19 protein-coding genes are annotated in these 24,915 nt (G+C 64.8%); 11 read left to right on the forward strand and 8 right to left on the reverse strand.

The window, feature by feature from the left end:
• Nucleotides 1–3: 3 nt before the first annotated feature.
• Complete coding sequence (locus ACR65N_RS20685) at nt 4–4,749, reverse strand: NAD-glutamate dehydrogenase (RefSeq protein ID WP_440458536.1); 4,746 nt, start codon at nt 4,747–4,749, stop codon at nt 4–6.
• Nucleotides 4,750–4,900: 151 nt separating this feature from the next.
• On the opposite strand from ACR65N_RS20685, the gene pdxY reads away from it, so the two are divergent.
• Both pdxY and ACR65N_RS20695 read left to right on the forward strand, forming a co-directional pair.
• A complete protein-coding gene (pdxY, locus tag ACR65N_RS20690; RefSeq protein ID WP_440458537.1) occupies nt 4,901–5,770 on the forward strand; it encodes a pyridoxal kinase PdxY in 870 nt (289 codons plus the stop codon).
• Nucleotides 5,771–5,829: 59 nt separating this feature from the next.
• On the forward strand, nt 5,830–6,471 hold the full coding sequence (locus ACR65N_RS20695) for a carbonic anhydrase (RefSeq protein ID WP_440458538.1): 642 nt from the start codon (nt 5,830–5,832) through the stop codon (nt 6,469–6,471).
• Between the two features lie 33 nt (nt 6,472–6,504).
• Here ACR65N_RS20695 and ACR65N_RS20700 read toward each other — a convergent pair whose 3' ends face one another.
• Both ACR65N_RS20700 and ACR65N_RS20705 read right to left on the reverse strand, forming a co-directional pair.
• On the reverse strand, nt 6,505–7,317 hold the full coding sequence (locus ACR65N_RS20700; protein WP_430307916.1) for a lytic murein transglycosylase: 813 nt from the start codon (nt 7,315–7,317) through the stop codon (nt 6,505–6,507).
• Nucleotides 7,318–7,512: 195 nt separating this feature from the next.
• The gene (locus ACR65N_RS20705) at nt 7,513–8,547 is read right to left on the reverse strand and encodes an aspartate-semialdehyde dehydrogenase (protein WP_440458539.1); all 1,035 of its coding nucleotides are present in this window, start codon (nt 8,545–8,547) and stop codon (nt 7,513–7,515) included.
• Between the two features lie 383 nt (nt 8,548–8,930).
• On the opposite strand from ACR65N_RS20705, the gene ACR65N_RS20710 reads away from it, so the two are divergent.
• The 3 genes from ACR65N_RS20710 to ACR65N_RS20720 all read left to right on the forward strand — a co-directional run bounded on the left by ACR65N_RS20710 (nt 8,931) and on the right by ACR65N_RS20720 (nt 12,910).
• Nucleotides 8,931–9,992, forward strand: coding sequence for an MraY family glycosyltransferase (locus ACR65N_RS20710; protein ID WP_440458540.1), 1,062 nt, complete (start codon nt 8,931–8,933; stop codon nt 9,990–9,992).
• An 11-nt stretch (nt 9,993–10,003) separates the two neighbouring features.
• Complete coding sequence (locus ACR65N_RS20715; protein ID WP_440458541.1) at nt 10,004–10,936, forward strand: UDP-glucose 4-epimerase family protein; 933 nt, start codon at nt 10,004–10,006, stop codon at nt 10,934–10,936.
• Between the two features lie 81 nt (nt 10,937–11,017).
• Nucleotides 11,018–12,910, forward strand: a complete 1,893-nt coding sequence (locus ACR65N_RS20720) for a polysaccharide biosynthesis protein (protein ID WP_440458542.1) — start codon at nt 11,018–11,020, stop codon at nt 12,908–12,910.
• A gap of 109 nt (nt 12,911–13,019) precedes the next feature.
• Here ACR65N_RS20720 and leuB read toward each other — a convergent pair whose 3' ends face one another.
• The 3 genes from leuB to ACR65N_RS20735 all read right to left on the reverse strand — a co-directional run bounded on the left by leuB (nt 13,020) and on the right by ACR65N_RS20735 (nt 15,277).
• Nucleotides 13,020–14,129 (reverse strand): 3-isopropylmalate dehydrogenase, encoded by a 1,110-nt coding sequence (gene leuB, locus ACR65N_RS20725; RefSeq protein WP_440458543.1) that lies wholly within the window; start codon nt 14,127–14,129, stop codon nt 13,020–13,022.
• 165 nt (nt 14,130–14,294) lie between these two features.
• A complete protein-coding gene (gene leuD / locus ACR65N_RS20730) occupies nt 14,295–14,900 on the reverse strand; it encodes a 3-isopropylmalate dehydratase small subunit (protein ID WP_440458544.1) in 606 nt (201 codons plus the stop codon).
• 128 nt (nt 14,901–15,028) lie between these two features.
• The gene (locus tag ACR65N_RS20735) at nt 15,029–15,277 is read right to left on the reverse strand and encodes a hypothetical protein (RefSeq protein ID WP_440458545.1); all 249 of its coding nucleotides are present in this window, start codon (nt 15,275–15,277) and stop codon (nt 15,029–15,031) included.
• A gap of 112 nt (nt 15,278–15,389) precedes the next feature.
• On the opposite strand from ACR65N_RS20735, the gene ACR65N_RS20740 reads away from it, so the two are divergent.
• Together ACR65N_RS20740 and ACR65N_RS20745 are read left to right on the forward strand one after the other, a co-directional pair.
• Nucleotides 15,390–16,295 (forward strand): HpcH/HpaI aldolase/citrate lyase family protein, encoded by a 906-nt coding sequence (locus tag ACR65N_RS20740; RefSeq protein ID WP_440458546.1) that lies wholly within the window; start codon nt 15,390–15,392, stop codon nt 16,293–16,295.
• Nucleotides 16,292–16,498, forward strand: a complete 207-nt coding sequence (locus ACR65N_RS20745; RefSeq protein WP_430307925.1) for a DUF1737 domain-containing protein — start codon at nt 16,292–16,294, stop codon at nt 16,496–16,498. Before ACR65N_RS20740 ends, ACR65N_RS20745 begins: the two co-directional genes overlap by 4 nt.
• Nucleotides 16,499–16,594: 96 nt before the next feature.
• Here ACR65N_RS20745 and ACR65N_RS20750 read toward each other — a convergent pair whose 3' ends face one another.
• Nucleotides 16,595–17,488: an SDR family oxidoreductase gene (locus tag ACR65N_RS20750; RefSeq protein ID WP_440458547.1), complete on the reverse strand. Its 894-nt coding sequence runs from the start codon at nt 17,486–17,488 to the stop codon at nt 16,595–16,597.
• Between the two features lie 96 nt (nt 17,489–17,584).
• Here ACR65N_RS20750 and ACR65N_RS20755 point away from each other — a divergent pair, with 96 nt between their 5' ends.
• A complete protein-coding gene (locus ACR65N_RS20755; protein WP_440458548.1) occupies nt 17,585–18,412 on the forward strand; it encodes a helix-turn-helix transcriptional regulator in 828 nt (275 codons plus the stop codon).
• 41 nt (nt 18,413–18,453) lie between these two features.
• Here ACR65N_RS20755 and ACR65N_RS20760 read toward each other — a convergent pair whose 3' ends face one another.
• Nucleotides 18,454–18,900, reverse strand: a complete 447-nt coding sequence (locus ACR65N_RS20760; RefSeq protein ID WP_430307928.1) for a metallopeptidase family protein — start codon at nt 18,898–18,900, stop codon at nt 18,454–18,456.
• A gap of 168 nt (nt 18,901–19,068) precedes the next feature.
• Here ACR65N_RS20760 and ACR65N_RS20765 point away from each other — a divergent pair, with 168 nt between their 5' ends.
• The 3 genes from ACR65N_RS20765 to ACR65N_RS20775 are packed head-to-tail and all read left to right on the forward strand — an operon-like array spanning nt 19,069 to nt 24,882.
• Nucleotides 19,069–19,995 (forward strand): ImuA family protein, encoded by a 927-nt coding sequence (locus tag ACR65N_RS20765; RefSeq protein WP_440458549.1) that lies wholly within the window; start codon nt 19,069–19,071, stop codon nt 19,993–19,995.
• Entirely contained in the window at nt 19,949–21,460 is a 1,512-nt protein-coding gene (locus tag ACR65N_RS20770; protein ID WP_440458572.1) for a Y-family DNA polymerase, read from the forward strand. Before ACR65N_RS20765 ends, ACR65N_RS20770 begins: the two co-directional genes overlap by 47 nt.
• Nucleotides 21,457–24,882 carry an error-prone DNA polymerase gene (locus ACR65N_RS20775; protein WP_440458550.1) on the forward strand — a complete coding sequence of 1,142 codons (3,426 nt, stop codon included), beginning with the start codon at nt 21,457–21,459 and terminating at the stop codon, nt 24,880–24,882. The genes ACR65N_RS20770 and ACR65N_RS20775 overlap by 4 nt, the downstream gene beginning before the upstream one ends.
• Nucleotides 24,883–24,915: the final 33 nt, after the last annotated feature.

The following is a 24,915-nucleotide window of genomic DNA, read 5'->3' on the forward strand; positions in this document are numbered from 1 at the left end:
GGATCACCGAACGCTGCCCTGGGCAAGGTCGGTAAACAGGCTCGCCGCCACCATCATCCGGGCCAGCGTCGTGTCGGCGGCGTCACCGAGCCCCAGCAGTTCGCTGCTGATCCGGTTCAGCCGCACGCGGTCGCTGGCGAGCCAGGCTTCCAGCGGCTTGCGGTCCTTGCCGTGCTGCGCAAGCGCCGTGGTGACGATGTCGCGCCGGGCCGCTGCGATCTGCTGCAGGGCGCGGATGATCGCCAGGTTCTCATAATGGTCGGCGGCGTTGAAGCGCTCCCCGGCCGCCAGGAAGCGGTTGACGCGGAACGTCTCCGTGGCGTGAAAATAGACTTCGGTCGCGCGGGCGAGGGGCGCACCGCTGCGCTCAGAGATCAGCATGATTTCCGGCACCAGGACCAGGTTGGGGAGGATCTCCAGCTCCGCCGCCAGCGAGGCCGGCACTCCGTCCGGCAGGTCGTCCTCGGCAATCGTCCTTGGCGTGATCGCGCCGCGCAGGCTCTTGATGCTGGCGCGGATACGCGACACGGCATCGGCCACCGGCACGGCGGTCATGCCCGTCTGGAGGATGAAGATCGTGGCGCCCATGAAGATCTCGCCGATCTGCTCGTAGAGACCGTTCTGTGTCTCGCCGTCCATCTGGCCGTCGAGCCCATCGACCGCTGCCCACAGCCGCGGCAGGTCGTAGGCATCGCGGGCGATGAAGGCGGCCTTGACCACGTCGACCTGGCTGCGGCCGCTGATGTCGCTCATCATCTGGGTAAAGCCCGGGCCGCCGCGATTGATCGCCTCGTTGGCCAGGATCGTCGCGACGATCTCCCGGTGCAGCCGGTGCTGGGCAATGTCGGTCGCATAGGCCTTCTGCATCTGCTTGGGGAAGTAGGCCGACAGGAACTGGTCGAAATACGGATCGTCGGGCAGGTCGCTTGCGACGATCGCATCGAAGAGGACGATCTTGGCATAGGACAAGAGCACGCCGACCTCCGGCCGGGTCAGCGGCCGACCGGCTGCGTAGCGCTCGGCAATCTCGGCGTCGTCCGGTAGCGTCTCAACCTTGCGGTTCAGTTCGCCGCGCACTTCGAGCGCCGTCATCAACCGCGACAGCTCCTCGCGGTTGCGCAGTCCGCGCCTTGTGGTCAGCGAAATCGCCAGCGACTGCAGGTAGTTGTTTCGCAGCACCAGCGCCGCCACCTCGTCGGTCATCGAGGCGAGCAGCTTGTCGCGCTTGTCGCGCGGCAGGCGGCCGTCCTGCATCGCCGGGCTCAGCGCGATCTTGATGTTGACCTCGACGTCGGACGAATTGACGCCGGCCGAGTTGTCGATGGCATCGGAATTCAGCCGGCCGCCGTTGAGGGCAAAGGCAATGCGGCCCTTCTGGGTGACGCCGAGGTTGGCGCCCTCGCCGATCACCTTGGCACGCACCTCGCGTGCGGTGATGCGGATCGGATCGTTGGCACGGTCACCGACCTCTGCGTCGGCTTCCGACAGCGCCTTGATATAGGTGCCGATGCCGCCGAACCACAGAAGGTCGACCGGGCTCTTGAGGATTGCCGTCATGATCTCGAACGGGGTTGCGACATCCTTGTCGATGTCGATCGCCGCCTTGGCCTGCGGCGTCAGCTTCACGGACTTTTCCGCGCGCGAGATGATCATGCCGCCGTCCGAGAGCGTCGCGCGGTCATAGTCCTGCCAGCTGGAGCGCGGCAGCTTGAACATCCGGCTGCGCTCGGCAAAGCTCTTCTTGGTGTCGGGGTTCGGGTCGATGATGATGTCGCGGTGATCGAAGGCGGCGATCAGCCGGATATGACGCGACAGCAGCATGCCGTTGCCGAACACGTCGCCGGACATGTCGCCGACGCCGGCAACGGAGAACGGCGTCGTCTGGATGTCGACGTTCATCTCACGGAAGTGCCGCTTGACGGCTTCCCAGGCACCGCGGGCCGTGATGCCCATCTTCTTGTGGTCGTAGCCGGCCGAGCCGCCGGAGGCAAACGCGTCGTCCAGCCAGAAGCCGGCTTCCTGCGCCAGGCCGTTGGCGGTGTCGGAGAAGGTCGCCGTGCCCTTGTCGGCGGCAACGACGAAGTAGGGATCGTCGCCGTCCAGCCGCAGCGTTTCGGCCGGGCCGACGATTTCGCCACCGACGATGTTGTCGGTAATCGACAGCAGCGTGCGGATGAAGGTGATGTAGGCGTCGCGGCCGGCCTGGAAGAAGGCATCGCGCTGGGCGGGGGACGGCAGCCGCTTGGGGAAGAAGCCGCCCTTGGCGCCGACCGGCACGATGACGGCGTTCTTCACCTGCTGCGCCTTGACGAGGCCCAGCACCTCGGTCCGATAGTCCTCACCGCGGTCGGACCAGCGCAGCCCGCCGCGCGCCACCTTGCCGAAGCGCAGGTGGACGCCTTCCACCTCGGTGCCATAGACGAAGATCTCGCGGAACGGCCGCGGCTGCGGCAGTTCGTCGAGAAGCTTCGGGTCGAGCTTGAAGGCCAGCATCGGCTTCGGCCTGCCGTCTTCGCCGGTCTGGAAGTAGTTCGTCCGAAGCGTCGAATTGATGGCATTGACGAAGCGTCGGAAGGTGCGGTCGTCGTCGAGGTTGGGAACCGCCGCCAGCGCTTCCTCGATCGCCAGGTGGTGCTCGGTCAGCTTGCGTTCGCGCTGCCGCTCGCCGAGCTTCGGGTCGAACCCGTCGCGGAAGAGGGCGAAGATCCGCCGGCTGATCTGCGGGTAGCGGGCCAGCGTCTCGGCAATGTGCGACTGCGAGTAGACGATTCCGGTCTGGCGGAGATAGCGCGCATAGGCGCGCAGCACCGTCGTTTCGCGCACCGACAGCCCTGTCAGCAGCACGAGGCGGTTGAAGCGATCGTTGTCGACCGTGCCGGCAAACGCGCCGAGGAAGGCTTCCTCGACCAGCGGCGCCTCGCGCTCCATGTCGATGAGGCGATGATCCGGCAGCTCGAGTTCCATGTCGTGCAGCACGATGCGCTTGCCACTGCCGGTCAGCACCAGGTCGAAGGTCCGCTCGCTGACCACCTGGAAGCCGAGGTTTTCGAGAAGCGGCACGCGGCGCGACAGGGCCAGATGATCGTCGGCGTGGAAGATCTTCAGCGACAGGATGGAGCGCTGCTCGACCTGACGCTCGTAGAGCGAAATGCGGATAGGCTCACCGGCCGCGCAGGCGAGGATATCGGGCAGGTCGGTTGCGGTCTCTTCCGGCGAAAACGCCTCCTGGAAGGCGAAGGTGGTCTCGATCGCCGGGCTGTCGGGGCCGGCAAGCGCCGAGAACCGGTCCTGCCACGGGGTGGCGATGCTGCGGATGGCATCCTCCAGCCGCTGCTGCGGGATGCGCGGCGTTTTGCCGACCCGCCGTCCGATGATGAAGTGGACGCGGGCATTTCCGCCCTCGGGAAACGCCGGGTAATAGGCAGAGACATGGCCCTCGAACGTCGCGGCAAGGTAGGCACCGATCTTTTCGCGGACGATGGAATTGTAGTTTTCGCGCGGCACGTAGACGAGCACGGAGACGAAGCGGTCGAAGTGGTCGATGCGGGCAAGGGCGCGCACCCGCGGCCGCTCGGCAAGCTCCATGATCTGCTCGCAGTAGCGGACGAGCAGCTCCGGATCGATCTGGAAGAGATCGTCGCGCGGGTAGGCTTCCAGCGTGTTGCGCAGCATGCGTCCGGAATGGCTGAGCGGATCGAAGCCGAAGTGATCCTCGACGCGGGCGGCCTTGGCGCGCAGCAACGGAATGTCGCTCACCGTATGTGTATAGGCGCTGGCGGTGAAAAGACCGACGATGCGAAGTTCGCCGGTCACCCTGCCGGCGCTGTCGAAGCGCTTGACGCCGACATAGTCCATATAGGCGCGGCGGTGGACGACGGATTTGAAATTGGCCTTGGTGACGATCAGGAAATCCGGTCCCTGCAGGAACTGCAGGATTTCCGGCGTGGTGGTCACGGCGTCCTTGCCCTGGCGCAGCACCCGCACGTCGGGATCGGACAGGATGCCGAGGCCGCGTCCCTGGCCGCGCTCGATGATCGCAGCCTCGCCCTCGCCGGAATAGACGTATTCGCGCATGCCAAGGAAGATGAAGTTGCCGTCGCGCAGCCAGCTGAGGAAGCCGAGCGCCTCGTCGCGATCGGTCTTGCGGCGGCCGCCGCCGGCCGGCAGTTCGCCGATTGCCGCATCCAGAAGCTCCAGCATCGGCTTCCAGTCGCTGATCGCCGAATGCACCTTGTCGAGCACCTGGCGCAGCCTGTCGACGAGATCGGCCACCTGGTCTTCCGAGAGAGGCGACAGATGCACCTGGATCAGGCTGACATGCCTGCCGGCGGCCTGGCTGCGCTCGTAGGAATAAAGGGTCGGGCGCGCGCCCGGCTGCACGTCGAGGATCGGATGCACAGCCAGCGAGATGTCGCGGTAGGTGCTGGTGATTTCGCCCATCACGGAATCGAAGAGGAACGGCATGTCGCGGTCGATGACGGTGAGGATCGAAACCGGTGCGCCGTTCGGCGCAACGCAGTCGACGGCAGCTACCGAGATGCGCGCGGTCTCGCCGGTCCAGGCCTCGAGCTCGCCGCTCGCGTGGCGGGTCGAGGCGGCCAGCATCTCCGGCGTATAGGCCGCCAGATCGTCATTGCTGGCCCTGCCGAACAGGATCTGCGGATCGAGCGTGGCCCCCTGATCTCCTGCAAGAGCGGCCTGCGCCAGTTCGATCTGCTTCTCGCGCTTCGGATTCCGCTTGGCAGCCATTCTTTCCTCCCGGCATTGGTTTTCTGATCTTTAGCATGGGTTTGGCGGCAATATGGCTCTTGCTCGAGCAATTTCTCATGCTTTTTCACTCCATTTGTTGACAGACGCGTGTGAAGAATCGATCACAGGCCGCAAAACCAGGATCCGCTCGATGTCCGAAGGCAGCGCCGTCATCGTCATTTCCAGCCATGTCGTGCGTGGCTCCGTCGGCAATCGCGCCGCCGTCTTTGCCCTCGAGACGATGGGCTATCCCGTCTGGGCATTGCCCACCGTCATCCTCCCCTGGCATCCCGGCCATGGACCGTCGACCCGCGTGGTGATTGCCGAGGAGCAGTTCGACCAGGTGATCGACGATCTCATCCGGGCGCCTTGGATCGGAGAGGTGAAGGCGGTGCTGACTGGCTATTTCGGCCACCCGTCGCAGCCGCGCGCTGCAGCCCGGCTGATCTCGGCGCTGCGGGCGCGGGATCCGGACCTCTTCTATGCCTGCGATCCGGTGATGGGCGATGAGGCCGGCCTTTACGTGCCGGAGGCGACGGCCGAGGCGATCCGCACCGAGCTTCTGCCGCTTGCAACACTTGCCACGCCGAACCGCTTCGAGCTTGCCTGGCTATCGGGCGCCGATCTCGACAGCAATGCGGCGGTCATGGAGGCGGCGATCGCGCTCGGGCCGCCAAAAATGCTGGTCACCTCGGCGGTGCCGATGATGGCTGGTGGCACCGGCAATCTCTACCTCACCGGACGTCACGCGCTGCTGGCCGAGCACCGGCTGATCGACAATCCGCCGAACGGCCTGGGCGACCTGCTGGCAGCCGTCTTCCTCGCCCGGCTTCTGTCGGGCATGGACGAGGAGAAGGCGCTGCAACTGGCGACCGCCAGCGTCTTCGAGGTGCTCGCCCGCACGGCGCGCCGGGGCGGCGACGAACTGACCCTTGAGACCGATGCTTCGAGCCTTTCGACGCCCATGGCGATGGTGCAGATGCGCCACCTCATGCATCCGCTGAGGTCCGGTCGCCGCTGACCGGACCCGGCCGAACTCCCGCAGTTGATATTCATCAAGCACGAGGCTAATCAGAGAACATGACTGAATTTCCGTCTTCTCTCCTCACCGGCTACGACAACTTCATGAGCGGCCGCTATACCGGCGAGCGGGAACGCTACCGCTCACTGGCCGAGACCGGCCAGAAGCCGCATACGCTGGTCATTGCCTGTTGCGACAGCCGCGCGGCGCCAGAAACCATCTTCGATGCAGGCCCCGGCGAGCTTTTCGTCATGCGCAATGTCGCAAATCTGGTGCCGCCTTACGAGCCGGACGGCCAGTATCACGCGACGTCGGCAGCGCTCGAATATGCCGTTCAGGTGCTGAAGGTACGCGACATCGTGGTGATGGGCCACGGGCGCTGCGGCGGCATCCAGGCGGCGCTCGATCCGATGGACGAGCCGCTTTCACCGGGTGATTTCATCGGCAAGTGGATGGGCATGCTGCGCCCGATCGCCGAGCAGATCCCCAGCATCGACGTGCTGACCCAGGCGGAACGGCAGACGGCGCTTGAGCGCGTCTCGATCCGCGGTTCGCTCGCCAACCTGCGAACCTTCCCTTGCGTGCGGATCCTCGAAGAGAAGGGGCGCATGCGCCTGCACGGCTGCTGGTTCGACATCTCGACCGGCGAGCTGTGGATCATGGATGGCAAGACGGGCGATTTCATCCGCCCGTCCGCCTGACGTTCTCGCCGCCGCTCCGGCGGCGTTGACGACTTACTTGCCGTCGATCTCGCCGCCGATATAGGCAATCGCCTGCTGGTAGACGCTGGCGGCATTCCATCCCTGGATCGCCGTAAAGTTCGGCTGGCCCTGCTGATAGCCGGCGCCGCGCTGCCAGCCGTGGCCGACCAGGAAGTTGGCGGTCGACGCCAGTGCATCGGCGCGCGAACGGACGAGGTCGATGTGGCCGTCGCCGTCACCATCGGCGCCGTAGCGGATGACGTTCAACGGCAGGAACTGCGTCTGGCCGATCTCGCCATGAGCGGCACCCTTGGCGGAGGTCGAAAGATCGCCGCGGCCGACGAGCTTCAGGGCGGCATACAGCTGTTCGGTGAAGTAGGCCGAGCGGCGGCAGTCGTAGGAGAGGGTGGCAACGGCAGACAGCGTGTGCTGGTCGCCCATGAAGCTGCCGAAACCAGTCTCCATGCCCCAGATCGCCAGAAGCGGGCCAGCCGGCACGCCATAGCGGCGCTCGATTGCGGAGAACAGCTGGGCGTTCGACGCCTTCATGCTCTTGCCGCGGGAAATGATGGCCTGGCCGCCGCGCTTCTTCATGAATTCGCTGAAGGAAAGCTTGAAGCTCTTCTGGCCGCGGTCGGCGCGGATGGTCGGGCGGTTGTACTGGACGTTGGCGAAGGCCGACTGCAGCACTGCGGGCGAGATGCCGTTAGCGGGTGCCTGACGCTTGAAGTCGTCGACCCAGGCGGCAAAGCCGGATCCGTCATTGCCGCAGGCGGCGGCATGGGCCTGCTGGACGCTCAACATCATGACGGCAGTAACGACGCCGCCGAAGATCTTCTTCAACATTCCTTGGACCCCATGCATGTGTGTCGGACCGCTCCAAAAGGGCGGGCTCAGCTTCTGTTCTGGTTATGGCGGGCGATCCCGGTGCCGACAACCTTGCCGTTCATGAAATGATCGTGAACCGCGGCCCGGAAAGCCCCGCCCTCAGGCGGAGCTTTACGCGATCATGCTTACCAAATCGTATCGGACGGCCCGATATCAGGCGGCCTGCTTGCGCGGCTTGATGAGGCCGCGGTTGACCAGCAACTCGGCGATCTGGATCGCGTTCAGGGCTGCACCCTTGCGCAGGTTGTCGGAAACCACCCAGATGTTGAGGCCGTTCTCGACGGTTGCGTCCTCGCGAATACGCGAGATGTAAGTGGCATCTTCGCCAGCGCATTCGATCGGAGTGATGTAGCCACCGTTCTCGTGCTTGTCGATGACGAGGCAACCCGGGGCTTCGCGCAGGATGTCGCGCGCCTGGTCAGCGGTGATCTCGTTCTCGAACTCGATGTTGACCGATTCCGAGTGGCCGATGAACACCGGCACGCGAACCGCGGTGCAGGTGACGCGGATCTTCGGGTCGAGCATCTTCTTGGTCTCGGCCAGAACCTTCCACTCTTCCTTCGTATAGCCGTCTTCCATGAAGCTATCGATGTGCGGGATGACGTTGAAGGCGATGCGCTTGGTGAACTTCTTGGCTTCCACCGGATCGGCGACGAAGACGGCGCGCGTCTGGGTGAACAGTTCGTCCATGCCTTCCTTGCCGGCGCCGGACACCGACTGGTAGGTCGACACGACGACGCGCTTGATCTTGGCGAAATCGTGCAGCGGCTTCAGGGCGACGACCAACTGGGCAGTCGAGCAATTCGGATTGGCGATGATGTTCTTCTTGGCAAAGCCTGTAATGGCGTCGGCATTGACTTCCGGAACGATCAGCGGAACTTCCTGGTCGTAGCGCCAGGCCGAGGAGTTATCGATGACGACGCAGCCCTGGGCGCCGATCTTTGGGGACCACTTTTGCGAGATGGTGCCGCCGGCCGACATCAGGCAGATGTCGGTGTCTGAAAAGTCGTAATGCTCGAGGTTTGAAACCTTCAGGATCTTGTCGCCGAACGAAACTTCGGTGCCCTGCGAACGGGCAGATGCAAGGGCCACGACTTCATCTGCCGGGAACCCGCGTTCGGAGAGGATGTTCAGCATTTCCCGGCCGACGTTACCGGTGGCGCCGACGACTGCAATCTTGAAACCCATTTCACTGCTCTCTTTCTCTTCTCTCCTCGGGTGTGGAGGGGGAACAGCGGACGAACCCGCGTCGTTCCTTGTCCCCAGCCGAACCGGGGAGAGAGCGGTAGGCCAGAGACGTCAGACGGTTTTCGTCGTCGTTTTGGCCTTGGTTTTGGAAGACACGCGCACAAGGAGGCGGAGGCCGGCATTCGATGCCGATCCCAATGAAGCAGCGATGTTGAGTTCGCGGCGATACATTCTTGCTTCCCTTCGCCGCAACTCCTTAGAAGATTTCGCCGAACTGTCAAGCACCGGCGGCGCAATGACCGGTCCAAAGGCGGGCGTAAGCGGCTGGACAAGCTCCTGTCGAGACACTACGAGCTTGGCAAAGACAGGATCTTTCGTCGCCCATGACCGGTAACTTGGTGATCATCGCTGCGGCCGCCGTGCTCAGTTGCGCCTGCGTCTTCGTCCTCATCCGCCGGGCGGCGCAGCTTGGCCTCGTCCAGGCGCCGGAGGCGCGCTCGTCGCATGTGCGCCCGACGCCGACCGGCGGCGGGATCGGCATCGTCGCCGGCGCGCTGGTCGCGGGACTGTCGCTACCGGGCGCGGACGGTGTCTCCTTGCTGATCCTGGCACTTGGCCTGGTGATCGCTCTCGTCGGCCTGATCGACGACCGCCGGCCGCTGCCGGCCCGGGTGCGCCTGCCGGTGCAGGCCCTGGTCGTTGCGGCGCTGCTCTGGTCCACCGGGGCAGCCGGTGCTCTCGCCGGCGGCCTTCCGCCAGTCTTCCATCTCGGCGCTGCCGTGCTGCTGCTCATCGGCGGCCTCTGGTGGATCAACCTCTTCAACTTCATGGACGGCATAGACGGCATTGCCGGGCAGCAGGCGATCCTGATGCTGCTGTCGGCGATGCTGATCGCATTCGGCACCGTGCCCGGCGTCAGCGGCGGCTGGACCTGGTGGATGATGGCGGCGACGGCTGCCGCGACCATCGGCTTCCTCGTCTTCAACTGGCCGCCGGCGCGGATCTTCATGGGCGATGCGGGCAGCACCTTTCTCGGCTTCGTCCTGTTCGCCTCGGCCATGCTGTCGCTGGTCGCGGGCTGGCTCAGCCTGCCACAATGGCTGGTTCTTGCCGCCCTGTTTGCCGGCGATGCGACGGTAACGCTGCTGGTTCGCCTGCTGCGGGGCGAGAATGTCGCGCAGGCGCACCGCTCGCATGCCTATCAGCGGCTGTCGCGGCGCTTCAACGGGGCGCGGCCGGTCAGCAGCGGATTTGCGGTGGTCAACCTGCTGGTGCTCCTGCCGATCGCCTTCATCCTGCCGCAGGAAGTTTGGGCCTGGCTCGTGGTGGTCGTCGTCTATGTCTGCGTCATCGGCGCGGCGCTGGCCTGCGGAGCCGGCCTGCCGGACCAGCAGCCGGCCTCGTTCAACACCTATCGGCGGCTGTTGTCGCGCAGCAGAAACTAGGCGAGGCGGGCATGATACTGGTCACGGGATCGACGGGCTTCGTCGGACGACATCTGGTCCGGATGCTGCACGAGCGCGGCCTGCCGTGCCGGCCCGTCAGCCGTGATCAACGTCCCGACCATGTCGCGATCGGCGCGATCTCGCAGCAAACCGATTGGTCGGCGGCCCTGTCGGGCGTCGAGTGCGTCATCCATCTGGCCGCCCGGGTGCATGTCATGCACGAAAGCGCCACTGATCCAATGTCCGCCTTCCGGCAGATGAATGTCGAGGCGACGCTGAACCTTGCCCGGCAGGCAGCACGTGCCGGCGTGCGGCGCTTCGTCTTCGTCAGTTCCGTGAAGGTCAACGGCGAGATGACGGCGCCGGGGCAGGCATTCGGACCCGACGATGCCCCAGATCCTCAGGATGCCTATGGTCTCTCCAAGGCCGAAGCCGAAGCGGCGCTGCGGGTGCTCGGCCGCGAGACCGGGCTCGAGATCGTCGTCATCCGCCCGCCGCTCGTCTACGGACCGGGTGTCGGTGCCAATTTCCGGCTGCTGATGCGCTGGGCCGGCAGCGGCCTGCCGTCGCCGTTCGGTGCCTGCGACAACCGCCGCTCGCTGGTCTTCGTCGACAACCTTGCCGACCTGCTGATCGTCGCCGCCCGCCATCCGCAGGCAGCCGGCCAGACCTTTCTCGCCAGCGACGGCGAAGACCTGTCGACGCAGGCGCTGTTTTCAAGGCTGGCGCGGCTGCAAGGGAGGAAGGGTTACGGCCTGCCGATCCCGCCCGTCCTGATGCACCGGTTTGCGGCGCTCGTCGGACGGCAGTCCCATAGCCAGCGCTTGCTTAGCAATCTCCAGGTGGATATAGCCAAGAACAACGCACTGCTGGGCTGGACGCCGCCGATTTCGGTCGAGGCGGGACTGCGCCGGACCGTCGATGGGGAACGCCTGCTTGGTTGATCGGGGTATATTCGCACCAGACGCGCGCCCGTGGCGGAAAGCCTCGGCGGCCCCATGCACATGGCTTAGGTCCGGCAGGACATGATCAACCTGCTCCGCTCTACGATCGAGACCCTGCCACGGTTCTGGAAGCGCGTCATCCTCGTCGCCTTCGATGCGCTGGCGCTGATCGTCGCCATCTGGGCAAGCTACGCGCTGCGCTATGCCGTATGGATGCCGGTCATCACCGAGGAGCGCGTCGTCCTGTCGCTGATCGCTCCGGTGATCGCCATTCCGATCTTCATCCGGCTCGGCCTTTACCGCGCGGTCATCCGCTACCTGCCCGATACCGCCATCTGGACCATCCTGCGGGCCATGGGCATCGCCACGATGATCTGGATCATCGTCGTCTTCCTGATGGAGATGTCGGGGCGCGGCGTCGTTCCGCGGTCGGTGCCGTTCTTCTACTTCGCCATCGGCACGGCGCTGATCGGCGGCTCGCGGTTCGCCGCCAAGGTGGTTCTCAGTCACGGCACGGGCATGCGTCGCGACGAGCAGCCGGTGTTCATCTACGGTGCGAGCACCTCGTCCGTGCAGCTGGCGACGGCGCTTCGGGGAGCGGGTAACCGTTTCGTCGTTGGCCTGATCGACGAGGATTCCGATCACCACGGGCGCGATGTCGGCGGCTACCGCGTCTACAATCCTGCCAACCTGCCGCGGCTGATCGAGCAATACGGCGTGCAGGAAATCATCCTGTCGCTGTCTTCGATTTCCGCCGATCGCCGGCAGAGCGTCATCGGCAGCATCAGCGGCCTTGGCGTCAAGATCCGTACCGTGCCGGATATCAGCGACCTTGTCGATGGTCGGTACCTCGCCAACCAGATCCGCGAGATCGAGATCGACGAACTGCTCGGCCGCTCCTTCGTGCCGCCGGATCCGAAACTGCTTGGCGGCATTCTCGAAGACCGCGTCATCATGGTCACCGGTGCCGGCGGTTCCATCGGCTCGGAACTCTGCCGGCTGATCGTCCAGTGGAAGCCGAAGCGGCTCGTGCTTTTTGAGGCAAACGAGTTCGCCCTCTACAAGATCGACCGCGAACTGCAGGGCGCGCGCTGCGAGATCGTGCCGGTTCTGGGGTCGATCACCCACGAGGCGCGGGTGCGCGAGGCGATCCGCGGGCAGGGCGTGCAGGTCGTCTACCATGCGGCCGCCCACAAGCATGTGCCGCTGGTGGAAGCCAATGCGCTGGAAGGCATCGAGAACAACATTTTCGGTACCATGACCGTCGCCAAGGTGGCGTTCGAGGAAAACGTCTCGGACTTCGTGCTGATCTCCTCCGACAAGGCGGTGCGGCCGACCAACGTCATGGGCGCCACCAAGCGCTGGGCGGAACTGATCGTCCGGCAGATGGCGCTGGAGGCACAGCGGCTCGGCCGCAGCCAGCATTTCTGCGCCGTCCGCTTCGGCAATGTGCTCGGCTCCAACGGCTCGGTCGTGCCGCTTTTCAAGCAGCAGATCGCCCAGGGCGGTCCGGTCACCGTCACCAATCCCGAGATGCGCCGCTATTTCATGTCGATTCAGGAAGCGGCCGAGCTGATCGTCCAGTCGAGCGCGCTGTCGAATGGCGGCGACATCTTCCTGCTCGAGATGGGCGAGCCGGTGCGCATCGGCGATCTGGCCGAGAACATGATCCGGCTTGCCGGCTTCACCGTGCGTGATGCCGAAAATCCGACGGGCGGCATCGAGATCCAGGTCACCGGCAGCCGCCCGGGCGAGAAGATGTTCGAGGAACTCTTCTACGACATGGCAAACGCGTTGCAGACTCAGCATCCAAAAATCCTGCGCGCCGATTCGACCGCGATCGCCCATCACAACATTGTCGATGCCTGCAAGGATCTGCGGGATGCGGTGTCGGCGGCGGACGAGCAGGCGGCACGCAACGTGCTGTTCGGCTTCATCGGCATGGGATCGCAGGCGGAACAAGGCGAGACCTGATTGCCTGTGGCTCCCGGCGAGCCGGCCGCGGATAGTCTCTCAAGTCACTCACACAGCAAAACGCCCCGCAGTGCGGGGCGTCGCAATGGTCATCTCTGGGCTGCTCGGTTCAGGCGGAGAGCGCCTGGAATTGCGCAAGGATCGCATCGCCCATCTCGGTCGTGCCGACCCGGGTCTTGCCGTCGCTCATGATGTCGGCGGTGCGCAGGCCCTTGTCCAGAACGTCGGAGATCGCCTTCTCCAGGCGGTCGGCCTCGCTCACCATGTTGAACGAGTAGCGAAGGCACATGGCGAAAGAAGCGATCATCGCGATCGGATTGGCGATGCCCTGGCCGGCAATGTCGGGCGCCGAGCCATGCACCGGCTCATAGAGCGCCTTGCGCTTGCCGGTCTTGCCGTCGGGTGCGCCGAGTGAGGCGGATGGCAGCATGCCGAGCGAACCGGTCAGCATCGCCGCCACGTCCGAGAGCATGTCGCCGAACAGGTTATCGGTGACGATGACGTCGAACTGTTTCGGCGCACGAACCAGCTGCATACCGCCGGCATCGGCCAGCATGTGCTCCAGCTTCACGTCGGCATATTTCGCCTTGTGCGTCTCGGTCACCACCTGGTTCCACAGCACGCCTGACTTCATGACGTTGCGCTTTTCCATGGAGCAGACGGCGTTCTTGCGGGTGCGCGCCAGTTCGAAGGCAACGCCCGAGATGCGCTCGATCTCGTAGGTGTCGTAGACCTGCGTATCGACGGCGCGCTTCTGGCCGTTGCCGAGATCGGTGATCGTCTTCGGTTCGCCGAAGTAGACGCCGCCGGTCAGTTCGCGGACGATCAGGATGTCGAGGCCTTCGACCAGTTCCGGCTTCAGCGACGAGGCGTCGGCCAGCGCCGGATAGCAGATCGCCGGGCGAAGGTTAGCGAACAGTTCGAGGTCCTTGCGCAGGCGCAGGAGGCCGGCTTCGGGGCGTACCTCGTAGGGCACGGCATCCCATTTCGGGCCGCCGACGGCGCCGAACAGTACCGCATCGGCCTTCATCGCCTTGGCCATGTCGTCTTCGGAGATCGCCTCGCCGTGCGCGTCATAGGCGCATCCGCCGACCAGTCCCTGTTCGGTGACGAAGCCGGTATTCATGGCGCTGTTCATGTAGTCGATGATCTTGACGACTTCGGCCATCGCTTCCGGGCCGATACCGTCACCAGGAAGAAGGAAGAGCGAATGAGACATGTGCTTGGATATCCTTGAGCGTCGGCAGGCTTGCCGTCATGCACCGCGTGTCGCGGCTTTGCGTCCTCCAGACCCTGACGTCCGCGCCTGCGGCGGACGAGGCGGCAACGGGTTGTGTCGGACCGGTGGCGCGCCTGATCTCGTCAGGCGCCCCGGCAGCGTGGTTCAGAGCCAGGGCCGCTCGGTCTGCATCTTGTTTTCGAAGGTGGCGATCGCGCTGTCGCTCTTCATCGTCGTTGCGATGTCGTCGAGGCCTTCCAGCATGATGTGCTTGCGGTTCGGATCGATGTCGAAGCGGATCGTGCCGCCGTCCGGACCGCTGATCTCCTGGGCTTCCAGGTCGATCGACAGAACGGCATTAGCGCCGCGCGAAGCGTCGTCCATCAGCTTGTCGAGGTCGTCCTTGGAGACGACGATCGGCAGGATGCCGTTCTTGAAGCAGTTGTTGTAGAAGATGTCGGCGAACGAGGTGGAGATGACGCAGCGGATGCCGAAGTCGAGAAGCGCCCAGGGTGCGTGCTCTCGCGACGAGCCGCAGCCGAAATTGTCGCCGGCAACCAGGATCTTGGCGCCCTGGTAGGCGGGCTTGTTGAGGACGAAATCGGGATTGGGCGTGCCGTCTTCGAGGTAGCGGGCTTCGGCGAACAGGCCCTTTCCGAGACCGGTGCGCTTGATCGTCTTCAGGTAATCCTTCGGAATGATCATGTCGGTGTCGATGTTGACGACCGGAAGCGGCGCGGCAACGCCGGTGAGCTTGATGAATTTATCCATGATCTGCCTCCGCGAGACGTGTTGCGGAAGTTGCAATAGACCAGATCCCCGGAAAATTGAAGTCCACATTGCCGTCAAACGGTACGCCGGCGGTCGCGCCGGCGCCCTGGCAAAGGGAGGTCAGACCTTCAGAGATCGATGATCGTGCCGCGTCCGTCGTTCCAGACGCGCATGTCCTGCTGCTTGGCGCCATGTCCGGCGCACTTGGCCCTGGCACGAACCGGCACCGGCTTGGGGCGCGGCGTCAGCGCCTTCACCACGGTGAACACAGCCAGCATGCCGGCAAAGGCCAGCGTCAGCGAAGCTGTCAGCACCACCAGGGCGGAGATTGCGGCGATGCCGATGAGGCCGAGGAAGAGCGCGCGAATGTTTTGCATGATGTGAGTGCCTTTCTTCTGTGGGAAATGTGGTCCTTTCTCTTGAATGTTGCAAGAGGCTTTGCCTTGCTGCGCTATTGCGCCTCATCATAAAGCTTGTCACAAAGTCGCGATGACCATCCCCTTGCCGACCGTCACGCCCCTGCGGCGTTCGCTGCTCAGTGTCCCCTCCATCAATCAGCGGGCCCTCGACAAGATCCACGCGCTGGATTGCGACGGCGTGATCTTCGACCTCGAAGACTCCGTTTCGCTCGATGACAAGCAGCGGGCGCGGGACAATCTGCGCGCGCTGTTTCGCGACAATCTGCTGCGCGAGAGGGAGGCGGTGATCCGTATCAACCCGCTGGCCGGCGCGTTCGGTCGCGCGGATCTGGACCTGATGCTGGAGCTTTCGCCGAATGCGGTGGCGCTGCCCAAGGTCGATACCGCAGCCGATGTGGAGGCTGTCCAGGAGCTTCTGGATAGAGCCGGCGCCGCCTCTGATCTGCGCATCTGGGCGATGATGGAAAGCGCCCTCGGCGTGCTCAATGCCGGATCCGTGGCTGCGGCCCGGGCAGGTGCCGCGCCGCGCCTCGATGCCTTCGTCGTCGGCCTCAACGACCTGCGCAAGGAGACCGGTATCCCGCCGCGCGCCGGGCGCCAGACACTGGTGCCGCTGTTGATGCCTGTGGTGCTTGCGGCGCGCGCCTACGGGCTCGGCGTCATCGACAGCGTGTTCAACGATTTTCGCGATGCGGACGGTTTCGAGGCCGAATGCGCCCAAGGCCGCGACATGGGCTTCGATGGAAAGATGCTGATCCATCCGGCGCAGATCGACGCGGCCAACCGCCATTTCGGTCCGGAGCCCGAAGCGCTCGCCGAAGCCGAGGCGGTGATCGCCGCCTTTGCGGCGCCGGAAGCGGCCTCCCTCAACGTCATCAACCTCCATGGCCGCATGGTCGAGCGTCTTCACCTCGTGCAGGCTGAAGCGCTGGTCGCCCAGGCGCGCCGCATCGCAGAAAGAAAGGCCAACCAATGAAAGTCTACCGTTTCCTCACCGGACCCGATGATTCGGCGTTCTGCCACCGCGTCACCGATGCCCTGAACAAGGGCTGGGACCTGCACGGCTCGCCGAGCCACAGCTTCAACGCGGCCGAAAACAAGATGTATTGCGGGCAGGCGGTGGTGAAGACCGTCGAGGGCAAGGATTACGATCCGAGCATGAAGCTCGGCGAACAGTAATCGTCGATATCCACCCCGCGCGACACGTCGTTCGGGGTGGCCGACAACCAAGGCTTCGGACATCCGCCGTCCGGCCGTCCGAAGCCTCCGCCTCCGTCAAGCGGCCTCGCTCTCGAGCGCTTCGATATCTTCCAGCAGACCCGGGCCGACCGGCGTCCATCCCAGTCTTTGCTGGGTGAGGACGCTCGATGCGGACATGTCTCTTGCGACAAAAGCCGACAGCCATCCGAAATGCGCCTGCGCCTCGCCTTGGGGAATGGAGACAGTCGGCAGGTCGAGCCGTTTGCCGACGGACGCAGCGATGTCGCGCAACGTGATGCGGCTTTCCGCCATCGCGTGATAGCGCGCACCGGAGCTCGGCGTTTCCAACGCCAGCCTGTACAGCCGCACGGTGTCGGACACGTGAGCCGCTGACCATGTGTTCAGCCCTTCGCCGATATAGGCGGAAACGCCGGTCCGGCGGGCGAGCGCGATCATCTCCGTCACGAGGCCCTGCCGCACCGTGTCGTGGATCTGCGAAAGGCGGACGCTCGAAACGTTCACGCCGCGCTCCGACAAGGCCTGAACCGTCAGTTCCGAGACGATGCGCGGATTGGGATGGTTCACGTCGAGATGATCCTCCAGGGCCGGTTCTCCGGCCGTGACAGTCCCAGCACCCGTCACCGATGTGATGACCAGCGGTCGGCTCGATCCCTCGACTGCCGAGCCCAGCGTCTCGATGACCAGCCGGTCGCGGGCGCAGTTTGCCGCATAGTTGGAAAAATCGTGGTCGAAGGCGGTATGGATGATCCCGTCGCATGCGGCGGCGCCGCGATGCAGGCTGTCGAGATCGTCGATATCGCCGTAATGAGGCTCCGCGCCGGCGGCCTCCAGTGCGGCGGCTCCCCGTTCAGAGCGCGTCATGCCGAGAACCTGATGGCCGGCACCAAGAAGTTCCGGGATGATGTGGGAGCCGATGAACCCGGTCGCGCCGGTTAGAAACACACGCATGATCTTCTCCTAGTTGCTTCGCGGCGTTTCTAGGCCTAGGGTTTATCCTGTTAAAGTAGTGAGCTTATCCTGGTATAACAGCTAACAGGATCCGTGATGTTGAAAGAAGCAGACAATCCGCTCGGCCGGTACCTGCGCGACCTGCGCGGCCGTCTGGATCCGGCGAGTTTCGGGTTTTCATCCAGTCGCCGGCGCACGCCGGGTCTGCGGCGCGAGGAAGTGGCGCAGCGTGCCAATATCAGCGCCACCTGGTACACCTGGCTGGAACAGGGGCGCGGCGGGGCGCCGTCCGCCGACGTTCTGAACCGCATCGCCCGGGGGCTGATGCTGACCGAGCCGGAGCGCGAGCATCTGTTCATGCTGAGCCTCGGCCATCCGCCGCAGGTCAAATACAAGGCACCGACCGGCGTGACGCCCCGTCTTCAGCGGCTGATCGATGCGCTGGAGGTGAGCCCGGCGCTGGTGAAGACGGCAACCTGGGACGTGCTGGCCTGGAACCGCGCCGCCGCCGTCATCCTGACGGATTACGGCAAGCTGCCGCCCGGCGAGCGCAATATTCTGCGGCAGGTTTTCTGCAACCCGTCCATCCGCGATAAACAGCTCGACTGGGATGGCGTGGCAAGCTTCGTCGTTGGTGCATTCAGGGCCGATGCGGCGCGTGCCGGTGCCTCGTCGGAAGTTCGGCAGCTGGTGGATGAACTCTGCAGCCGGAGCCCGGATTTCGCGGCACTGTGGAACGACAACACGGTCAACAGCTATGGAGAAGGCACCAAGCGCATCCGTCATTCGGTCCTGGGGCCGATCGAACTGGAATATTCGAGCTTCGCCATCGATGGCCGTCCTGATCTCGGAATGATCGTCTACAATCCGGCAACCGATGCCGAAGCCGAACGCTTCCGCGCGCTCATCAACGCCACGCCTTGAATGCCGGCTTGATGCCCGGCGCGCATTGACTGGCTGTGGGGTCAGTCTCCGGTGCGGTCGGTGGCCTCTTCGGCGCTTTCCTCAATGCGCTCCATGTCGTCGTCGCTGAGGCCGAAATGGTGGCCGATCTCGTGGATCAGCACATGGGTGATGATATCGCCCAGCGTCTCGTCGTTCTCGGCCCAGTAATCGAGGATCGGCCGGCGGTAGAGCCGGATACGGTTGGGCAGTTCACCGGTTTCCACAGTGAAACGTTCGGAAATACCGCGGCCTTCGAACAGGCCGAGAAGATCGAAGGGGGTCTCGAGCGCCATGTCCTCGAAGATGTCGTCGTCCGGAAAATCCTCGATTTCGATGGTGAGATTGCCGGTCAGTGCACGGAATTCCTCCGGCAATGAGCCATAGGCCTCGATCGCCAGCGATTCGAACGTGCTGATGGTCGGGGCGTGGCGATCCCGCCAATCATCGGTCTGGTCGGCACGGGCCATGTCTGCTCCTTTTTCCTGACCATATAAGGTTTTCGGCAAAAATTTTCGAGTGCGGATTCAAGCCTCCGGCGCGCGCTCACAAGAATCGGGTGGCCGTCCCTGTTGACTCTTTCGGGAAGCTCGGGAATCTATAAGAACATAAAGTGAACATCGAGTGGAGCTGACGTCATGGCACGATCTGCCTTGGCGCAGGAGACTGTTTTTGCCCTGCGCGAAACGATTGCCCGTCTGGAAGGCAAACCGCTTCCTGCCCTGGCTGCCGCGCAGGCGCAAGCGCTGGAAGCAAAGGACCGCGATCAGCAGGCCTTGCTGCCACTGGGGGTGGAGCCGCTCGATGCGGCGCTCGACGGCGGACTGCCGCTCGACGGCATCACCGAGATCCGCAGCCCGGGGTTCCGCAATGCCGGCTCGGCCAGCGGCTTCGTCCTGGCACTGGCCGCCCGCATCCATAAGGCTTCGCCGGGCGAGCCACTTCCGGTGCTGTGGATCGCCGACAGGGTGGCGCATCTGGAAGCGGGGCTTGCCTATCCGGTCGGGCTGAAGGGGTTCGGGCTCGATATCCGGCGTTTCTACCATGCGCTGCCGGGCCGGCTGGAGGATGCGCTGTGGCTGGCGGAGGCGGCCCTTGCCAGCGGCGTCTTTTCCTCGACCCTTCTCGAAATCCGCGGCAATCCGAAGGCTTTCGGCCTGACGGAAAGCCGGCGGCTCAGCTTAAGGGCAAAGGCGGCGGGGCGGCCGCTTCTGCTTTTGAGACATGCCGGCGAGGAAGAGGCGTCCAGCGCGCTCTTCCGGTTCCTCGTCGAGCCGGCAATCTCGTCCGAACGACGTCTTCCCGATGGATCCATGCTCGGCGGCAGCATCGGCTCCTCGGTCTTCCGTCTGACTTTGGAGAAGAGCCGCAATCCGGCTCCGCTCTCCCTGCATCTGGAGTGGAATTCCCATGACCGCCAATTTTTCATCGCCGATCGCCCAGACCACGCTCAGTCTGCGCGGCAGCCGGCAGCGCATCCTGGCGCTGTTCTTTCCGCGGCTGTCGACGGACCGGATCCTGCGGCGGCGATGGGGTCTATCCTGGCGTTCGACCGGGCGTCCTGACGACGCTCCCTTCGTCTGCGCCGGGCGCCGCGATAATGCCATGCGCCTTACAGCGCTGGATGCCGAGGCGGAGGCGATCGGCCTCAAATGCGGGCAGGGACTGGCGGAGGCACGGGCGATGTGCCCGAACGTCATCGTCGTGGAAGAGGATCAGGCGGCCGATCGACGGTTTCTGGAGGCGCTGGCCGACTGGTGCGACCGTTTCACGCCGCTGGTGGCGCTGGAAGGCCGCGACGGATTGTTTCTCGATATCACCGGCTGTGCCCATCTGTTTGGCGGCGAGGCGGAGCTTTTGGAGGAAATCCGTGCCCGCCTGACGCAGATGGGTCTCGAGGTGCGCGGCGTGATCTCCGGCTCGCCCGGCCTGTCTTCGGCGGTGGCACGTTTCGACGGCAGCCGCATCATCGACGACGAGGCGCGCGAAAGCGTGCTGGCACCGCTGCCGGTCGCCGCGCTCAGGATCGAGGAGAGCGTCGTGCAGTCGCTGCGCAAGGTCGGGCTGAAGCAGGTGGGTGACCTCCTGGAGGCGCCGCGTGCGCCGCTTGCCCGCCGCTTCGGGCCACATTTGCTGCTGCGGCTCGATCAGGCCACCGGTGCCGACGAGGAGGCGATCTCGCCGCGCCGGGCCGTGGCGGCGCTGTCGGCGGAGCGCAAGCTCGCCGAGCCGATCCAGGCGGAAGAGGATATTCTGGGGCTCGCCGAACAGGTGGCGGAGGCCCTGAAGCCGAGCCTTGAGGCGCGCGGCGCCGGCGGGCGGGTGTTCGAACTGGTGCTGTTCCGGGTCGACGGGAAGGTCTTTCGCATCGGGGCCGGTGCCTCGCGGCCGTTGCGCGATGCCGGGCGGATCGCCCGCCTGTTCGCCGAACGGCTGAAGGCGCTGCACGACGATCTGGAGGCCGGCTTCGGCTTCGAGATCCTGCGGCTCAACGTCCTGCGCGACGAACCCTTCGAGACGCTGCAGGGCGATTTTACCGGCGATGACCGAAAGCATCTGTCGCTGAGCGATTTCGTCGACCAGGTGTCGGCCCGTCTGGGGCCGGACTGCCTGCAGACCTATCAGCTGCGCGAAAGCCATATTCCCGAGCGGGCGGTGCTTGCGATGCCGGCGCTCGATCATGTCACCGAGCGCCGGCGCATGCCGGAGGCGGCCCCGCTTGCAATGCCTGCGGTGCAGGAGCGCCCCTTGCGGCTCTTCTCGCATCCCGAGCCGCTGGAAACCTTTGCCGTGGAGGTGCCGGAAGGGCCGCCGATCCGCTTCCGCTGGCGCCGGCTCACCCACAAGGTTCTGCGCGCCGAGGGGCCGGAGCGGCTGGCTGCCGAATGGTGGCTGGACGGCGAGACGGCCCCGACCCGGGATTATTTCCGGCTGGAATCGGAAAGTGGCCAGCGCTTCTGGGTCTACCGGCAGGGTCTCTACGACCAGCTCGCCAGCCCGCGCTGGTTCATGCACGGCATCTTCGCATGAAGGCCCCGCCCCCCTTCTGCGAAATCGGCGCGCGCACCAACTTCTCCTTCCTTGAGGGCGCTTCGCATCCGGAGGAGATGGTGCAGGCGGCGGCCGAGCTGCGGCGGCACGGCGAGCTGTCGGGCCTCGGCATCGCCGACCGCAACACGGTGGCGGGCGTGGTGCGTGCCCATGCGCAGCTGCGCGATCTGGAGGACGGTGCCGATCTCAAGGTGCAGCCGGGCTGCCGGCTGGTGTTTGCCGACGGCACGCCCGATGTCTTGGCCTATCCCCGCAACCGCCAGGGCTGGGGGCATCTCTGCCGGCTGCTGAGCCAGGGGAACCTGCGCAGCGAGAAGGGCCAGTGCCTGCTATTCCTCGACGACCTGCTGGAATGGGGGGATGACATAATGCTGGCGGTCCTGCCGGGCCGCACCCTGCTCGACGACCAGGCGGCGGCAGACGCCTTTCCGGCTCTTCTCGCCCGGCTGCGGGCGCGGTTTTCAAAAGCCTGCTATCTGGCGCTGTCGGCTGAGTATGACGGACGGGATTCGCTCGCCTTTGCCAGTTTCTCCCAATGGGCGCGGCAATGCCGCATGCCGCTGATCGCCACCAACCAGCCGCTCTACCACCATCCGGAACGGCGGCCGCTCTCGGATGTGGTGACCGCCATCCGCGAGCACGTGACGGTGCCGCAGGCCGGCTTCCGGTTTGCCGCCAATGCCGAGCGCTACCTGAAGGCCGCCTCGCGCATGGCCGGCATCTTCCGCCGCTATCCGGAAGCGGTGGAAAATTCCGTTCGCTTCTTCGAAAAGCTGACGTTTTCGGTGCGCGAACTGAAGCACAACTACCCGGAGGAGCGTGTCGACGGCGAGACGCCGTCCGAAACGCTGGAGCGGCTGGCCTATGCCGGTGCCCGTGAGCGGCTCGGCAACGATATTCCCGAAAAGCTGCGCCTGCAGATCGTCGAGGAACTGCAGCTGATCCGCCAGAAGGAATACGCGGCCTACTTCCTGACGGTGCGCAACATCATGGAGTTTGCCCGCAGCCAGGGTATTCTCTGTCAGGGGCGCGGTTCGGCCGCTAATTCCACCGTCTGCTACTGCCTGCGGATCACCGATGTCGATCCGCGCAAATCCTCGCTGCTGTTTGCCCGCTTCCTGTCGACGGAGCGCGACGAGCCGCCGGATATCGACGTGGATTTCGAGCACGAGCGGCGCGAGGAGGTGATCCAATTCATCTATCGCACTTACGGCAAAGAGCATGCGGGCCTCGCTGCAGCCGTTACCAGCTACCGCACCCGCTCCTCGGGCCGCGAGGTGGCGAAGGCTTTCGGCCTGTCGGAAGACGTGCAGTCGGCGCTGTCCAGCACCGTCTGGGGCTGGTCGACGGAGGGGCTTTCGGAACGTGAGGCAAAGGGGGCAGGTCTCGACACCCAGGATCCGCTCACCCGCCGGGTGCTGGATTATGCCCAGCAGCTGATGGATTTTCCCCGCCATCTCACGCAGCATGTCGGCGGCTTCGTCATCACCCGCGATCGTCTCGACGAGATCGTGCCGATCATGCCGACGGCCATGCCCGATCGCTTCATGATCGAGTGGAACAAGGACGATCTGGATACCATCGGCCTCTTGAAGGTGGATATCCTGGCGCTTGGCATGCTGACCTGCCTTGCCAAGGCGTTTCGCCTGCTGGAGCGGCATTACGGGGTGCAAGCGACCCTGCCGTCGATCCTCGCCGACCATAGGGATGATGTCTACGACATGATCTGTCGGGCCGATACGGTGGGCGTCTTCCAGATCGAGAGCCGGGCGCAGATGAGCATGCTGCCGCGCCTTCGCCCGCGGGTCTTCTATGACCTGGTGATCGAGGTGGCGATCGTCCGTCCCGGGCCGATCCAGGGCGATATGGTGCATCCTTATCTCAAGCGGCGCGAGGAGCGACGCAACGGCGTCAAGATCGAGTATCCGAGCGAGGAGTTGAAGCTGGTGCTGGAGCGCACGCTCGGCGTGCCGCTGTTCCAGGAGCAGGCGATGCAGATCGCCATCACCGCCGCCAAGTTCTCGTCGAGCGAGGCCGACATGCTGCGCCGAGCGATGGCGACCTTCCGGCGCACCGGCACCATCCATCATTTCCGCGATAAGATGGTCAACACGATGATCGAACGGGGTTACGATCCGGAATTCGCGCAACGCTGCTTCAGCCAGATCGAAGGGTTCGGCGAATACGGCTTTCCGGAAAGCCATGCCGCCTCGTTCGCGCTGCTGGTCTATGCCTCCTGCTGGTTCAAGGCCCTCTATCCGGATGTCTTTCTGGCAGCGATCCTGAACGCCCAGCCGATGGGTTTCTATGCCCCGTCGCAGCTGGTGCGCGATGCGCGCGAGCATGGGGTCGAGGTGTTGCCCGTCGATGTCAATCATTCCGATTGGGATGCGCTGCTGGAGGCGGGGCGCGGCTTTAACCCGCGGGCGATGTCCGGTCAGCATCGGCAGATGCGGGGCGTCATCCGCTCCAACCGGTCGGTGCGTCTCGGCTTCCGGCTGATCAAGGGCCTGCCGGAGAAGGAGATCCGCGACAAGCTGGTGGCCCATCGCGGCTCAGGCTACCGGTCGATCCGTGAGCTCTGGCTGCGGTCGGGCCTCAACCGGGCGGCGATCGAGCGGCTCGCGGAGGCCGACGCCTTTCGGTCGATGGGCATTGACCGGCGCCAGGCACTGTGGGAGGTGCGGGCGCTGGATGTCCGCAATGCCACGGAAAGCCTGCCGCTGTTCGAACGCGCGGGCCATGACGACCTGCAGAAGGAGCCGGCGGTCAGCCTGCCGGACATGCCGCCCGGCGAGCAGGTGATCGAGGATTACCGCAGCCTGTCGCTGTCCTTGAAGGCGCATCCCCTGTCATTTCTGCGTCAGGAGCTTGCGGCGCGACGCATCGTGACGGCGGAAACGCTGCGCACGGCGCCGAAGAACCGCAGGGTGGAGATCGCCGGCCTGGTGCTGATCCGCCAGCGTCCGGGCACCGCCAAGGTGATCTTCATGACGCTGGAGGACGAGACGGGCGTCGCCAACGCCATCGTCAAGCCAAAGGTGTTTGCCGCCTACCGGCCGGTGGTGATGGCCGCCCGCCTGGTGCGCATCCGAGGCCTCCTGCAACGCGAGAACGAGGTCATCCACGTCATCGTCGATCACATCGAGGACCTGACGCCGATGCTCGGGCTGTTACAGCAGGACGAGCGTCGCTTCGGTCTTTGCGAAAGAGCCGACGAGGTTCTGAAAGGCGGGTTCGATGCGCGCGAGCGCAAGGAGCGGCAGAAGGGCCGTGCAGTACCCACCAGTTTACCGCCGACTGAGGCGCCACCGCCTCCAGCGCTGCAGAGCCCACCCAGCCGCTCGGCCGGCTTCACGGAAAATGCCCGGGTGCTGCCGAAGGGCCGCAATTTTCACTAGGCCGAACCATGCTCGACATGTGGCGGGAAGCCG

The organism is Rhizobium sp. SAFR-030, assembly GCF_059415005.1.